Origin of the sequence: Nocardia sp. MDA0666 (genome assembly GCF_003023875.1) — a bacterium.
In the GTDB taxonomy this organism is placed as follows: Bacteria; Actinomycetota; Actinomycetes; order Mycobacteriales; family Mycobacteriaceae; genus Nocardia; species Nocardia aobensis.
Genome location: NZ_PYHT01000004.1, coordinates 19,652 through 33,375, shown reverse-complemented (window position 1 = coordinate 33,375; position 13,724 = coordinate 19,652). Strand labels below are relative to the sequence as shown.

Sequence of the window (13,724 nt, the reverse complement as noted above, 5' to 3'; positions counted from 1 at the left end):
ATCCGGAATCGCTTCTTGCTCAGTCCTGTGCCCAGGGCACTCGGCAGGAATCGGTGCTGAAGCCTTGCGCGGTGATGCCGAGCGCCGAATACGTACGGGCGCGGGAATTCTCCAGCGCGATCTGATAACTCAACTCCACGACGCCCGCGTCACCGAAGCGGGCCCGCAGGTCCTCGATCTGCTCATCGGTGACCGTGGTGGGAGTGGCGGTCATGGCGTCGGCGTAGCCGATCGCGGCGCGCTCGTCCGCGCTGTAGGCCGACGAGGTCCGGTACTCGGCGATCTGCTTCAGCTTGTCGATATCGAGGTGGCTCAGCCGCATCAGCATCGTGCCGAAATCGACGCACCAGGAACAGCCGATCGTCCAGGCCACCCGGTAGACCGCGATCTCGAGAACATCGTCGGGAACAACAGAGCTGGCGCGGCCGACCAAAGACTCGTGGGCCGCGTACGCCGTGAGCATTTTCGGATGATTGGCGAGCACAGCCATCGGCTCGGGCACCTCGCCGAACCTGCGTTTGCTGACGCGGTACATATACCGGGTCAGTGGGCCCGCCTGCTGCGGCGGCACCGGGGGAATGCGGGTGGCACTCATGATTCTCCCTTCGGAAGACGGTTCACCCCTTGGACGAGACGCCGTCCCTCGATGTGACGGGGCCGAAATGTGATGCCGGTCTCATCCCTCCGAGCGTAGTCGCGGTGAGCCAGAAAGTCGTAAGCGTAGACATATGGTATGTGTCAGCCTACGATAAGTTCATGACTAATATTTCCGCGCTCGATCGCAAGGCGGTCGACTACAGCGTGACGATCGTGTCGAAGGTGGGCCGTGGCGATCTGCACCGGCCCACACCCTGTGGCGAATGGGATCTGACCCAACTGCTCACCCATATGGCCGCGCAGCATCGCGGCTTCGCGGCCGCCGCGCGTGGCCACGGTGGCGATCCGGCCGTCTGGCAGCTGGATCCACCGGCGGATCCGGTGGCGGTGTATCGCGAGGCGGCGGCCGATGTGACGGCGGCCTTCTCCGAAACCGGTGTGCTGGAAAGGGATTTCGCACTTCCGGAATTCGGTCCCGGGTTCACCGCTGCGGGCGGTCAGGCCATCGGCTTCCATCTCATCGACTACGTCGTGCACGGGTGGGATGTGGCCCGGGCGATCGGTCTGCCCTACGAGCTGGATCCGGAACTGGCGGAGCCCGCCTTGCGGATCGCCGAGGCGGTGCCCGACGGAGACTTTCGCTTGCAGCCGGGTTCGGCGTTCGCGCCCGCGGTGCCGAATGTCGACCCCTCCGATCCGCTCGCTCGGATCCTCGGCCTGCTGGGCCGATCGCCGTCATGGCCGGCAGGGGCGAAATAGGCGTTCGCTCAATGGAATTGCGCATCCCGGCGCCCGAGCTCGCGGCGGCGCCGGCGAAGTCGGCCGGACCGCGGCGGAAGCGGACCGGCGAGCACGTATCTTGTTCGGCATGGCGGATGCGCAGCGACCCGATCTGGCGGCGATGATCGTCCCGCTCGGACGTGCCCTGATGGCGGCCGAGCGGCCGGTACTCGAATCGCACGGGCTGACGATGTGGGCGTATTCGGTGCTGCTGGCGTTGGGCCGGGGGCCGGCGCGAGGGCAGGGGGTGCTCGCGGAGGAGATCGGCGCCGACAAGACTCGCATCATCGCCGTCCTCGACGATCTGCAGGAACGTGGCCTGATCGAGCGCTATCCGGATCCGGCCGACCGGCGGGCCCGCCTGCTGGCCGTGACCGAGGCGGGGCAGGCCCTGGTGCAGGCGGCACAGGCCGATATCCAGGCCAAGGAAGAAGCGCTGCTCGGCCGCCTGGATGCGGCGGACCGGGCTGGATTCCTCAACGCCCTGATGGCGCTTGCGGTGGTTCCCCGCGCCGACATCGTCGATGCCGGCGCGGATTCGCAATAGAAGTATCGAGTTCTGGCGGTAGCGCGTGGAGCTGGTCGGAGGCGGTGACGACCGGTTGCCCCGTCGCGCCCGTTGCCGAAGATCGCCGTTGATCTTCCGTGGTTCGCCGTTGAACCTTTTCTCCGATGCTTGCTCATCGCCGACGGGAGCGAGCCCGTTACTGCTGTTCGCAGGGCCTTTCCCGGCGGCGGCTGGGCGGTTGCCTCACCTACTACGACGGCGCGGGAACCGGATATTCATCGGCGCCGGATCGCGCAGCTGCGCGCGCTCCCGCGGTGCGGCCACGACGACGACGGCGGCGAGTGCCGGCAGCAGCACGGCGGCGATCAGGCTGAGGGCGAAATTGCCGCCGCTCATCTGTTCCGGCTTGTGCGCGGCGTGGTAGATGAGGTGGGGAATTCCGAAGACCAGCCAGCCGATCCCGGCGACTCGGGCCACCACACTGTCGCGGTAATACAGCGCCGCCAGGCTGACCGCGCCGAAGCCGAGGAAGAATGCCCCGACGTCGGTGGCCAGGTGGTGGTTGTAGGGGCCGTCCATGCCCACCCAGTTCAGCCCGAAGCCGGGGAAGCTGCGAAACCACGGTTCGGGCAGCAGTAGCGCCCAGAGTCCGACCACGAGGCCGTTGATCGCCAACAGCCACAACGAGATTCTGGTGATCAGCCAGCGGCGGCGGTTGACGTCCAGGCGCATGCGCACCTGGACCCCCTCACCCATGCCGTGTACCGAAATCCGCATCGCGCGCCCTCCCGTCCGCCGGTTGTCGCCTTACGGTAAGCCGGGCAGAAGGGAGGGACAAGAGGTGGAAGGCCTACGGCGATGCCGTCGCGGGACTCAGATCTTTTCGCTGATCAGGTCGTCGGGTCCCCAGTAGGCCCGCATGCTCGTGATCCGGCCCTGCTCGTCGAATTCCATGGCGTCGATGGCCGAGAGGGTCATGCGGTGGCCGCCGGCCTCGCCGACGAGGGTGAACGAGACGGCGGCGTGATTGCCCACGATGCGGGCGGCGTGCAGCTCGGTCTTGCGTTCCATGGACTCCAGCGCCTGGTAGAGCTGGCCGATGGCCTCGTGCCCGTGGCGCGGGTCGCTGCCGATCGGGTCCTCGACGACGGCATCGGGTGCGTAGAGCGACAGGATTTCCGAGGTCGGACCGGTGGCCACCAACTGCACGTAGCGTTCGGCCGTTTCGCGGATCTGCTGCGCTGCCATGTGAACTCCCAAGAATTGAAACGTGTTCTAGTTGGCAGGGTAGCAGGGTTCCACGGATCGGGGCGCCGGTTCGCGGGTCAGGTGCCGGTGGCTGCCGCGGGTGCGGTCTCGAGCCGGTCGAGCCCGCTGTAGATGTTCATCGTGTCGCCACGCAGGAAGCCGACCAGGGTGAGGCCGTTGTCGGCGGCCAGGTCGACGGCCAGCGAACTGGGCGCCGAGACCGCGCCGAGCACCGGGATCCCCGCCATGACCGCCTTCTGGACGAGTTCGAACGAGGCCCGGCCACTGACGATCAGAAGGGTGTCGTGAGCCGGTACGCGCCCCTCGCGCAGCGCCCAGCCGATCACCTTGTCCACCGCGTTGTGCCGGCCGATGTCCTCGCGCACGGCCAGCACGGTGCCGTCGGGGGTGAACAGCCCGGCCGCGTGCAGTCCGCCGGTGGCATCGAACACCGTTTGGCGCGAACGCAACTCATCGGGCAGGGCGGCCAGCAGCGCCGGATCGACGCGCGGCGACCCGGTCGGCAGCCGGAAGCGGCTGCGCGTGCGCACCTGATCCAGCGCGGTGGTGCCGCACAACCCGCACGAACTGTTGGTCACGAACCCACGGGGCTGGACGGCAACGGTACGGCGCAGCTGGATATCGAGCACGTTGTAGGTGTTGCGACCTTCGTCGTCGGTCCCCGCGCAGTACCTCGCCGACACGATGTCGTCCGCCGACTCGATGATGTTCTCGCTGAACAGGAATCCGTGCAGCAGGTCGATATCGTTGCCGGGGGTGCGCATGGTGACGGTAAGCGCCGTCCCGTCGACGCGCAGTTCCAGCGGCTCCTCCACGGCGAGCGTATCGGGCCGGGAGACGATGCCCGCGGGCGTGATGCGCCGGGTGGGTCTGCGCGCGGTTACTCTGCTCACACGCTTCCTCGCAGTTCTGGTCGGTGCCGCCGCACGGCCGGGCGGTCAGGCGGTGGTGTGGCGGTGCGGTTCCAGCCGGATCACGACCGCCTTGGAGACCGGGGTGTTGGAGCGCTCGGCGACGTGGTCGAGCGGGACCAGCGGGTTGGTCTCGGGGTAGTAGGCCGCGGCATTGCCGCGCGGCGTCGCGTAGCCGACGATCCGGAAACCGGTGACCCGGCGCTCGACGCCGTCTCTGAATTCGGAGATCAGATCCACGAGATCGCCGTCGGTGTAACCGAATTCGGCGATATCGTCCGGATGCACCAGTACCACGCGCCGTGCGTTGTGGATGCCCCGATAACGGTCGTCGAGGCCGTAGATCGTCGTGTTGTACTGGTCGTGGCTGCGCAGCGTCTGCAACAACAGCCGCCCCTGCGGGATCCGCGGCCAGTGCAGGTCGTTGACCGCGAAGTTGGCCTTCCCGGAGGCGGTGCGGAATTCGCGGTTGTCGCGGGGCGGATGTGGCAGCTGGAAACCGTTGCGACTGCGCACCTTCCGGTTGTAGTCGGCGCAGCCGGGCACCACCCGGGAGATGGCGTCGCGGATGTGGTCGTAGTCGCGACGGAACCGCTCCCACGGCACGGGATGAGCGGGGCCGAACAGCGCGAGTGCCAGCTCACAGACGATCGCGACCTCACTGCGCAGATCCTCGCTCACCGGCTGCAGCCGTCCGGTGGACAGATGCACCATCGACATCGAATCCTCCACCGACACCTGCTGTTTCGTCCCGTCCTGCAGATCGAGGTCGGTGCGGCCGAGGGTCGGCAGAATCAGTGCGGTGCGGCCGTGCACGACATGGCTGCGGTTGAGTTTGGTCGAAATCTGCACGGTCAGCTCGCAGGCGCGCAGAGCGGCCTCGGTGACCTCGGTATCCGGGGTCGCCGAGACGAAGTTGCCACCCATGCCGACGAACACCTTCGCGCGCCCGTCGCGCATGGCGCGGATGGAATCGACCGTGTCCCAGCCATGTTCGCGCGGCGCGGTGATGCCGAATTCGGAATCCAGTGCGTCGAGAAAACTCTCGGGCATCTTCTCCCAGATGCCCATGGTCCGGTCGCCCTGGACATTGGAATGTCCGCGCACCGGGCACACTCCCGCACCCGGTTTGCCGATCATGCCGCGCAGCAGCAGCAGATTCGTCGCCTCCTCGATGGTGGCGACGCCGTGGCGCTGCTGCGTCAGGCCCATGGCCCAGCAGATGATGGTGGACTTCGAGCGGGCCAGCAGCTCGGCGGTACGGTCGAGCTGTTCGCGGGTCAGGCCCGTCGCCTCGACGACTTCGTCGAGATCCACTGCGCGCATATGCTTTTCGTATTCGGCGAATCCGGCGGTGTGCGCGTCGACGAAGATCCGGTCCACCACGGTGCCGGGGGCGCGATCCTCAGCGTCGAACAGCAGTTTCGCCAAGCCCTGGAACAGGGCCATATCGCCGCCGAGGCGAATCTGCAGGAAGTCGTCGGCGATGGTGACGCCAGTGGTGAAACCCTTCACCGTCTGCGGATCCCGGAAGCCGATCAGTCCGGTCTCCGGCAGCGGATTCACCGCGATCACCGTGGCGCCGTGCGCTTTCGCGGTACTCAGCGCCGAGAGCATGCGCGGATGGTTGGTGCCCGGGTTCTGCCCGGCCACGATGATCAGATCGGCCGCGGCGAAATCGTCGATCGACACCGACCCCTTGCCGATACCGATCGACCGGGTGAGCGCCGCACCGGAGGATTCATGGCACATATTCGAACAGTCGGGCAGATTGTTCGTGCCGAAGCTGCGCACCAGCAGCTGATAGAGAAAGGCCGTCTCGTTGGCGGTGCGCCCGGAGGTGTAGAACACGGCCTCGTCCGGAGAGGACAGGGCGCGCAGCGTGTCCGCGATCAGCCGGTAGGCCTGCTCCCAGGCGATGGGGGAGTAGTGGGTGTCGCCGGGCCGCAACACCATCGGATGGGTCAGACGTCCCTGCTGTCCGAGCCAGTACCCGGTCTTGCCGGCGAGGTCGTCCACCGAGTGGGTGGCGAAGAATTCCGGCGTGACCGTGCGTAGTGTCGCCTCCTCGGCGACGGCCTTGGCGCCGTTCTCGCAGAATTCGGCCGGGCGGCGGTGGCCGGTGGGTTCGGGCCACGCGCAGCCGGGGCAGTCGAAACCGTGGCGCTGATTGACCCGGGCGAGGGTGCGGGCCGTGCGAACGATGCCCATCTCCTCGACGGCCCGGTCGAGGGCGACCGCGACGGCCGTGACGCCGGCGGCCTGCTCCTTCGGCGGGGTCACCGCCAGCTGGGCTTCGTCGATATCGCGAGTCGGCGGTTTGCGGTGCATAGCCCCATCGTCCTCCTGTGCGCGCGGGCCCCGTCTCCGGCCCGCCGATCGCGCGACATCGAGACCGCGAACCGGGCCGCGCCGCCGAGCCTACGGGGTATCGTGCCGACAGACCGTGCGGCGCCGTCGGGGATTTCGCGCACGACAGACGGTCTCGGTTCGCGCTGCGGCGCCTACGACGAGGACGGCATCATGCACGAGACGACGATCGGCGGGCCGCCCCGGCAGCGGGTGTGCCGTCGGGCCGGCACGGTAGTGGCGGGCGGCATCCTCGGGGCCGCGGCGGTGTTCGCGCTCGCCATCCCGCAGACGGCGAATGCCGCGGTGACCAGACTCGGCGCCACCCCCGACATGAACTTCGGTATCGCCACCAATTACGGCAGCGGATGCAGTTACACCCTGCAGGCGAACGTCACCGATCCGGTCGCGCCGGTCACCTTCTACGACAACGGCGCCCCGATCGGCGTGGCGCCGCCCGGCGGTGCGTATGCGCTCATCACCTGGGTTCCGGCGGTCCCGGGGCGGCACACGCTCAGTGCGGTGCAAGCCGGCCGGCCCGCGCAGATGCCCGCGGCGATGCTCGATCTTCCGGTCGGCACCGGCATTCACCTCGGGTATGCCTGCCTGGTCATCGGCGGTTAGAACTCACCCCGGCGAGTGAACATCTCCCTCGCCCGGTAGCCCCGCGTCGGCGGCGAGGACGGCCAGTGCCGACTGCAGGGCGGTGCGCTGCGCTGCCGTCAAGGAGCCGGTGAATTCGCGGTCGATCCGACGCGCCCGCTCCTCGGTCGCGGCGAGCAGTTCGCGCCCGTGGTCGGTGAGGGTGAGGATCTGGCGCCGGCGGTCGTCCGGATCCCGGTCGCGACGGACCGCTCCCAGGCGTTCGAGATGATCGGCCAATGCCACGACCAGGCTGGGCGCGACGCCCAGCCGGGCCGCCAGATCCTGCTGGGAGGCGGCGACGCCGTGATCGAGTGCGACCAGCACGCCGACATGTTTCGGCTTGAGATCCAACTCCTCGATCGCCACGGCGAAACGTTCGGTCACGATCGCGCCCAGAGTGCCGAGGCGGAAGGCGATCGTCGCGGGGACCGCGGTCTTGACGTGCGTCACGCCCACGAGTATATCTTTGCCTGAACGATTCACAACGTGAATGATTCTCGAGGAGAATGATTATGCTGTTGCTGCCCGTGGTCGCCAATTCGGTGGTGGCCGTGATCTCCGGTGTGTCGTGCCTGATCGGCCTGGTGCGACCGCGTCTGGCCTTGGCGGAGGGGGAAGACCTCACCTCCGCGGCGACGTTCTTTCTCGGCGCCTATGCCGCACGGGCCCTGCCGTTGAGTGTGGTGACCGTGGCCGTGCTGGTCGGGGGGAACGAGGCGGCCGCGCTACCGGTGCTGGTGGTCGCGGGACTGGCTCAGATCGGCGATGCGATGGTCGGTGTGCGCCAACGGAATACGCCGATGGCGATCACCTGCGTCGGGTTGGCGGCGGTGCACCTGGGCACGGCGGCATGGCTGTTCGCTCGGTGAGCCGGCCATGCCGCCGTCGATCTCAGCCGACCCGGCTAGGAAGGTGGAACCGCTCGAAAGATACTGTGCCACTTCCCATTTCGGCTGCGTCGAGTTCGTTGCCGTCGGTTCCGGCGCCTTCCGGTCGCAAGCCGAACAGTGCCGCCAGCACGGTCGCCGCACATGCCGCGGCGCCGACCCAGAACGCGATGGTGAACTGACTCTCCTGCGGCAGCGGCAGATGAGGCAGCAGTTTCGCGGTCAGCAAAGTGGTGATGATGGCGCTGGCCAGCGAGCTGCCGACCGTGCGGGAGATCGAATTGATGCCGTTGGCGATTCCGCTCTGGTGATGGGGGACGCTCGCCGCGATCAGCGCCGGCATCGCCGCGTAGGCGAAGCTGATCGCGACGCCGATCACCACGCTCGCCGCGATCACCGAGCCGGTCGCATCGTGTGCCACTGCCAGCCAGGCGAATCCGGCCGCGCCGATCGCTCCCGACAGGGCCAGCACACGACGCCCGCCCAGCCGGCCGACCAGAATTCCGCCCGCGGGCGCGGCCAGCATCGACGACAGCGTCGCGGGCAGCAGGTACTCGACCGAGGCGCGCAGAATCGAGGCGCCGAATCCGTAACCGGCTACCCGTGAGGGCATCTGGGCCAGATACGACACGCCCATGAACTGCATGAACATCGCGAATCCGATGAACATGCCGGACAGATTGGTGAACAGCACCGGCCGGTGGGTGAACATCCGCAGATCGACCAGCGGAGTGCGCACCCGCCGCTCGGTCACCACCCAGGCCACCGCCATCGCGACCGCGCCGGCGAAGCAGGCGATCGTGGTCGCGGAGGTCCAACCCCATTCGTGCCCTTGGGAAATGGGCAGTAGCAGCAGAACCAGGAAGCCGCCGAGTGTGAGCGCGCCAGGCAGATCGACGCTGCCCGGATGCCGCTTACCCGTGGCCGGCACCGCCACCGCGGCCGCCGCCAGCGCCACCACCGACAGCACCGCGGTGAACCAGAACACGATGTGATAGTCCGGGTTCGCCCCCTTGGTCAGCAGACCGGTCGACACCAGGCCGAGGCCGCCGCCGAAGCCGAGCGTGCCGCTGACGATCGCCATTGCGTGATGCAGCCGGCGCGCCGGAATCTCCTCGCGCAGCACGGCCAGGGCCAGCGGGAAGATCGCGGTAGCCACACCCTGCAGCACCCGGCCGACCAGCAGCACGCCCAGTGAATTCGCCAGCGCCGAGACGACGGAACCGGCCGTGGCCACCGCGAGCACGCCCAGCAGGGTCGGCTTCTTGCCGTAGAGGTCGCCGATGCGGCCCAGCAGCGGTGTGAACACCGCGGCCGACAGCAGCGTCGCGGTGGTCACCCAGCTCACCGATGTGGTCGAGACCTGCAGCTTCGTCGCGATCAGGCCCAGAATCGGCACGGCCTGGGTCTGCATGACCGTGACGATCATCGCCGCGAAGGCCAATACGCCGGTCAGCAGCGAACCTCTGCGCTCCACATCCACCTCCAGAAGTTTGAAGACCTATATGTTTGAAGACCTCAAGTATTTAAGGAGTCGACGATAGCCGTTGTCAATCGTTTCGGTAGCATCGGAGCTATGTCACCGGACACAGCGCAGAGCCCGCTGGCATTGCTGATCGCGCGATTCGTCTCGGCCTACCTGCAGGATTTCCTGACCGCGGCCGAGGGGCACGGGCTCACGCTGACCCAGGCCAAACTGCTGCTGGCGCTCAACGAACCGCCCGCCGAACTGCCCATGCGGGTGCTGGCCGACCGGATGGCGTGTGATCCGTCGAATCTCACCGGTGTCGCCGACCGCATGGAAACGCGAGGGCTGGTCCGGCGCACGGTGAATCCCGCCGACCGGCGCGTCAAATATCTCGTGTCCACCGACGCCGGCCGTGAGCTGGCCGCACAGATCCGCGGCTCGCAGGTGCGCGCGTACAAGGCGCTGGCCGAATTGGCGCCGGAGGACGAAGAGGTGCTGCGGGAACTACTGGAACGCCTGGTCCCGAAACTGGAGAACGCGGACTAGCGCCGCGGCGGCGCTGCCTCTCAGGAGGCGAATCGCCCGCTGCGCACAGCACTGTCGCGGTGCTGCGGTGGGAAGCCCGGGCCCAGCCGCGCCGAGACGTCGGCATGCCGCAGGGGTTCTCCGCACTGGGCGCACACCACTTCGGCGTGGGTGTCGTGACCGCAGGTGTCGTGGTGGACGACCACCGGCGGCCCGGCCTCCGGGGCGAGCCAGCGGTCACCCCAGCGCATCATGGCCGTGAGCACCGGGAAGAAATCGCGTCCCTTGTCGGTCAGCCGGTACTCGTAGCGGACCGGGCGATCCTGGTAGGGAACCTTCTCCAGCATCTGCTCCTCCACCAGCCGGGTAAGGCGCTGGGTGAGGACGTTGCGGCTCAGGCCCAGCGTGCGTTCGAAATCGTCGAAACGCGTTGTGCCGTAGAAGGCTTCGCGCAGCACCAGCGGCGTCCACCAGTCGCCGATCAGATCGACCGTGCGGGCGACCGAACAGGGCCAGGTGGCGAAGGTGGTGCGCTTCATGTCCCCACCGTATCGATCCGGGCCGGGACGTACTTGTGCCACGGGGTGCCGACCCATTCGTCGCGTTCGTCGAAGGCGGTCAGCTCGTTGGGCGCCGCCCCGCTGGTGAGGACCTCGTCCGCCTCGACGACGGACAGGCCCAGGCCGTTGGGCAGCGACAGATGTCCACTGCGCATGCGATCGGTCGGCTCGACGGTCACCTGCGCACTGCCGTTGCGGGTGGTGAGCCGCACCTGGTCGCCGGAGGTCAGGCCCAATCGGAGAGCATCGGTGGTGCTGATGCGCAGGGCGCCGCCGGGATCGCGTTTGCGCCAGGCCGGATCGCGCATGATGGTGTTGGCAGTGAAGGCGCGCCGTTCCCCGGCGGCCAGGACGAACGGCCAGTCCCGGTCCTCGGCCGGTGCGGGGAGTGTGGCCAGCGCCGACAGCAGTTCCGGGACGGCGAGGCGGACGATGCCGCCGCGCAGCCGGTTCCAGGTCTCGCCGACCTCGTCGTCGGTGATCACCACGCCGTGCTCGCCGGTGAGGATCGCCTCGAACAGCCGCTCTCCCGCGGCGAGACCGGTGCCGTAGCCGGCTCGCTCGACGCCGGACGGGTTCTTCCGGGCGCAGGTGTACGCGGCGCCCCACAGCACCGCGGCGGCAGCGGCGCCGTCGGGCAGCGTCGGGCCGAGGGTGCGGTAGAGCAGGATCGGAGCCAGCTTCGCTTTCGCCGGATCGGCGAGGACGGCGAGAAATGCCATGGCGAAGGCCTCGCGGCCCTGATCGAGGGCCGCGCGCAGCGGCCGGTAATCGTCCTCGGTCAGGACACCGGCCGCCTCGACCAGCCGGGCGTGGATCTCGGGTTCGGCGAGTACACCCGCCGGAGCGGGGAGCACCGGATGCCGCAGATGGAAGACGTTGCGGGGGAATTCGAAGTTGAAGAAGGTCGCCTCGTACTTCTCGAACTGGGTCGGCGCGGGCAGCACGTAGTCGGCCGCGCGGGCGGTTTCGGTCATCGCCACGTCGATGACGACCACCAGCTCCAGCGCCGCCAGCGCGGCGCGCATCCGGGCCGAATCCGCGAGTGAATGAACAGGATTGGCGCTCTCGATGATCATAGCCCGATAGCGGGCGGGATGGTCGGTCAGGATCTCCTCGGTGATCACATTGCACGGCACCAGCCCGCTGATGATGCGCGCGCCCACGACCGGGCTGCGTGGACCGGAGTCGGCGGGATGGCCACGATCGTGCCCGATCGCCGCCATTCCGGAGAAGGCGTACTGCGTACCGGATTTGCCGAGGTTTCCGGTGAGCAGCCAGAGCAGTTTCTCGACGTAGCTGACCAGGGTCGAGTGGCGGTTCATCTGCACGCCGAGGTCCTCGAGCGCGGCCACCGAATCCGCCGCGGCCAGACGGTGGGTCGCCGCGGTGACCAGGTCGATCTCGACATCGGCCAGGGCGCAGTACTCGTCGATCGGCACCGTGCGCAGCACCGCCGCGACCTCGTCGAAACCTTCGGTGTGCGCGGCCAGCCAGTCGTGGTCGACCAGGTCGTCGCGGACCAGGATCGCCGCCATCGCCGCCAGCAGATAGATATCGGTCCCGGGCCGCAGTTGCAGATGGAAGTCCGCCAGTTCGGCGGTTTCGGTGCGGACCGGGTCGAGCACGATGATCGAGCGCCGGGGATCGCGCGCGATCTCCTTCAACACCGACCGGGCGCGCGGGAAACCGTGGGATTGATACGGGTTCTTGCCGACGAACAACGCCACCTCGGCATGTTCGACGTCCGAGCGGACCGGATGGCCGGTCATCCGCGCGCCGACCCAGAAATCGCCGGTCTTCTCCTGGGCCAGCGCGCTGGATCGATAACGCATGCCGTAGGCGGCCATGGTGGCCGGAGCGTAGGCGCCGCCGAGATGATTGCCCTGGCCGCCGCCCCCGTAGTAGAAGATCGACTCGCCGCCGTATTCGGCGCCGATCTCGCGCAGGCGCGCGGAGATCTCCGAAATGGCGGTATCCCAATCGATTTCGGTGAACGAGCCGTCGGGGTTGCGGCGCAGCGGCGCGGTGAGGCGACCGGTGCGCCCGTTCTGGTACCGATCCAGCTGCAGGGCCTTGTTGCAGGTGTAGCCCGCCGAGGAGGGATGCAGCTTGTCGCCGCGAATCTTGTCGAAGCTGCGGCCGTCGGCGCCCAGCAGCACCTGGATGCCGCAGTTGCACTCGCACAGGATGCATGCCGTCGGATGCCATTCGGTCATAGAGGCAGCGTAGAAGAGTTAGTTCACAAGCGCTACCCACAAACCGGGCGGATGGTCGCCGCGTCGTGCCAGGCTTGGACAGGGGCCGATGAGTTTGTCCGTTCGGCGCCGTCGTACCGGTGAGAGAACGCAATCCCCATCCAGAGGAGCGAGCATGTCCTACACCTTCGAACCCGGAGACCCGTGCTGGATCGAACTGTTCACCGCCGACACCGATCGAGCCGTCGATTTCTACGGCGAGTTGTTCGGCTGGACCGCCGAAAGCGATGAGCAGTACGGCGGATACATCACCTTCCGCAAGGACGGCAATGCCGTCGCCGGCGGGATGCGCAACGACGGCTCGGACGGCGCACCCGATCAGTGGACCGTGTACTTGACCAGTGTCGACGTCCACGCCACCGCCGCCTCCGCCGCCGACCACGGCGGCCGGGTCGTGGCGGAGCCGATGGCCGTCGGCGAGCTGGGCAGTATGGCCGTCCTCGCCGACCCGTCCGGTGCGGCGGTCGGTGCTTGGCAGCCCGGCGTCCACCACGGTTTCGGTTCCTTCGGTGTCGCCGGCGGCGGGAACTGGAGCGGGCACGTCGGGTACCCGTCGTGGTTCGAACTGCACACGCCGGCCTATGCCGACGCGCTGAAGTTCTACCGCGAGGTGTTCGGCTGGCGCGATCCCTTCACCGTCGGTGATTCGCCCGAGTTCCGGTACACGACAATCCATTCCGCCACGCCGATGCTCGGTGGCGTGATGGATTCGGCGGCGTACCTGCCTCCGGGATCGACCGGCGGGTGGCGGATCTACATCGGCGCCGAGGACGTCGACGCCACGGTGAAGCAGGTGGTGAGCCTGGGGGGTTCGGTCGAATCAGAGCCCGAGAACACGCCGTACGGGCGGTTGGCCGCGCTCCGCGATCCGAGCGGAATCGCGTTCAGCGTCGGCGGCAACGCGTCCTGATATGTCATTACCCGGCCGGTAATCGCGCCGGGGGAATGGTCATCGCTACCGTCGAGG

The 13,724-nt window shown here is 67.9% G+C and carries 15 protein-coding genes; 6 read left to right on the top strand and 9 right to left on the bottom strand.

Annotated features, from left to right (window positions below; genetic code table 11):
• Positions 1-19 precede the first annotated feature (19 nt).
• On the bottom strand, positions 20-595 hold the full coding sequence (locus C8258_RS08240; RefSeq protein ID WP_106954657.1) for a carboxymuconolactone decarboxylase family protein: 576 nt from the start codon (positions 593-595) through the stop codon (positions 20-22).
• A gap of 161 nt (positions 596-756) precedes the next feature.
• Between C8258_RS08240 and C8258_RS08235 the strand changes: the two genes are divergently transcribed.
• Together C8258_RS08235 and C8258_RS08230 are read left to right on the top strand one after the other, a co-directional pair.
• Positions 757-1,356 (top strand): TIGR03086 family metal-binding protein, encoded by a 600-nt coding sequence (locus C8258_RS08235; RefSeq protein ID WP_106954656.1) that lies wholly within the window; start codon positions 757-759, stop codon positions 1,354-1,356.
• A gap of 109 nt (positions 1,357-1,465) precedes the next feature.
• On the top strand, positions 1,466-1,924 hold the full coding sequence (locus tag C8258_RS08230; RefSeq protein ID WP_106954655.1) for a MarR family winged helix-turn-helix transcriptional regulator: 459 nt from the start codon (positions 1,466-1,468) through the stop codon (positions 1,922-1,924).
• 204 nt (positions 1,925-2,128) lie between these two features.
• Here the strand turns inward: C8258_RS08230 and C8258_RS08225 are convergent, their stop codons facing one another.
• The 4 genes from C8258_RS08225 to C8258_RS08210 form a co-directional block, all read right to left on the bottom strand.
• Positions 2,129-2,662: a hypothetical protein gene (locus C8258_RS08225; RefSeq protein WP_199195628.1), complete on the bottom strand. Its 534-nt coding sequence runs from the start codon at positions 2,660-2,662 to the stop codon at positions 2,129-2,131.
• A 96-nt stretch (positions 2,663-2,758) separates the two neighbouring features.
• On the bottom strand, positions 2,759-3,133 hold the full coding sequence (locus tag C8258_RS08220; RefSeq protein ID WP_106954654.1) for a nuclear transport factor 2 family protein: 375 nt from the start codon (positions 3,131-3,133) through the stop codon (positions 2,759-2,761).
• Between the two features lie 77 nt (positions 3,134-3,210).
• Positions 3,211-4,047 carry a formate dehydrogenase accessory sulfurtransferase FdhD gene (gene fdhD, locus C8258_RS08215; RefSeq protein WP_106954653.1) on the bottom strand — a complete coding sequence of 279 codons (837 nt, stop codon included), beginning with the start codon at positions 4,045-4,047 and terminating at the stop codon, positions 3,211-3,213.
• Between the two features lie 45 nt (positions 4,048-4,092).
• On the bottom strand, positions 4,093-6,396 hold the full coding sequence (locus tag C8258_RS08210) for an FdhF/YdeP family oxidoreductase (RefSeq protein ID WP_106954652.1): 2,304 nt from the start codon (positions 6,394-6,396) through the stop codon (positions 4,093-4,095).
• A 102-nt stretch (positions 6,397-6,498) separates the two neighbouring features.
• Here C8258_RS08210 and C8258_RS08205 point away from each other — a divergent pair, with 102 nt between their 5' ends.
• The gene (locus C8258_RS08205; protein WP_146161181.1) at positions 6,499-7,038 is read left to right on the top strand and encodes a hypothetical protein; all 540 of its coding nucleotides are present in this window, start codon (positions 6,499-6,501) and stop codon (positions 7,036-7,038) included.
• 3 nt (positions 7,039-7,041) lie between these two features.
• Here C8258_RS08205 and C8258_RS08200 read toward each other — a convergent pair whose 3' ends face one another.
• Positions 7,042-7,509, bottom strand: coding sequence for a MarR family winged helix-turn-helix transcriptional regulator (locus tag C8258_RS08200; RefSeq protein WP_106954875.1), 468 nt, complete (start codon positions 7,507-7,509; stop codon positions 7,042-7,044).
• A 62-nt stretch (positions 7,510-7,571) separates the two neighbouring features.
• Between C8258_RS08200 and C8258_RS08195 the strand changes: the two genes are divergently transcribed.
• Entirely contained in the window at positions 7,572-7,928 is a 357-nt protein-coding gene (locus tag C8258_RS08195; protein ID WP_106954650.1) for a hypothetical protein, read from the top strand.
• 22 nt (positions 7,929-7,950) lie between these two features.
• Here C8258_RS08195 and C8258_RS08190 read toward each other — a convergent pair whose 3' ends face one another.
• The gene (locus C8258_RS08190; protein WP_233224952.1) at positions 7,951-9,423 is read right to left on the bottom strand and encodes an MFS transporter; all 1,473 of its coding nucleotides are present in this window, start codon (positions 9,421-9,423) and stop codon (positions 7,951-7,953) included.
• Positions 9,424-9,522: 99 nt separating this feature from the next.
• Between C8258_RS08190 and C8258_RS08185 the strand changes: the two genes are divergently transcribed.
• Entirely contained in the window at positions 9,523-9,960 is a 438-nt protein-coding gene (locus tag C8258_RS08185) for a MarR family winged helix-turn-helix transcriptional regulator (RefSeq protein ID WP_036499443.1), read from the top strand.
• Positions 9,961-9,980: 20 nt separating this feature from the next.
• Here C8258_RS08185 and C8258_RS08180 read toward each other — a convergent pair whose 3' ends face one another.
• Complete coding sequence (locus C8258_RS08180) at positions 9,981-10,478, bottom strand: helix-turn-helix domain-containing protein (RefSeq protein WP_106954649.1); 498 nt, start codon at positions 10,476-10,478, stop codon at positions 9,981-9,983.
• Positions 10,475-12,718, bottom strand: coding sequence for a molybdopterin-dependent oxidoreductase (locus C8258_RS08175; protein ID WP_106954648.1), 2,244 nt, complete (start codon positions 12,716-12,718; stop codon positions 10,475-10,477). Before C8258_RS08175 ends, C8258_RS08180 begins: the two co-directional genes overlap by 4 nt.
• Before the next feature lie 154 nt (positions 12,719-12,872).
• Here C8258_RS08175 and C8258_RS08170 point away from each other — a divergent pair, with 154 nt between their 5' ends.
• On the top strand, positions 12,873-13,667 hold the full coding sequence (locus tag C8258_RS08170) for a VOC family protein (RefSeq protein WP_106954647.1): 795 nt from the start codon (positions 12,873-12,875) through the stop codon (positions 13,665-13,667).
• The last annotated feature ends 57 nt before the right edge of the window (positions 13,668-13,724 follow it).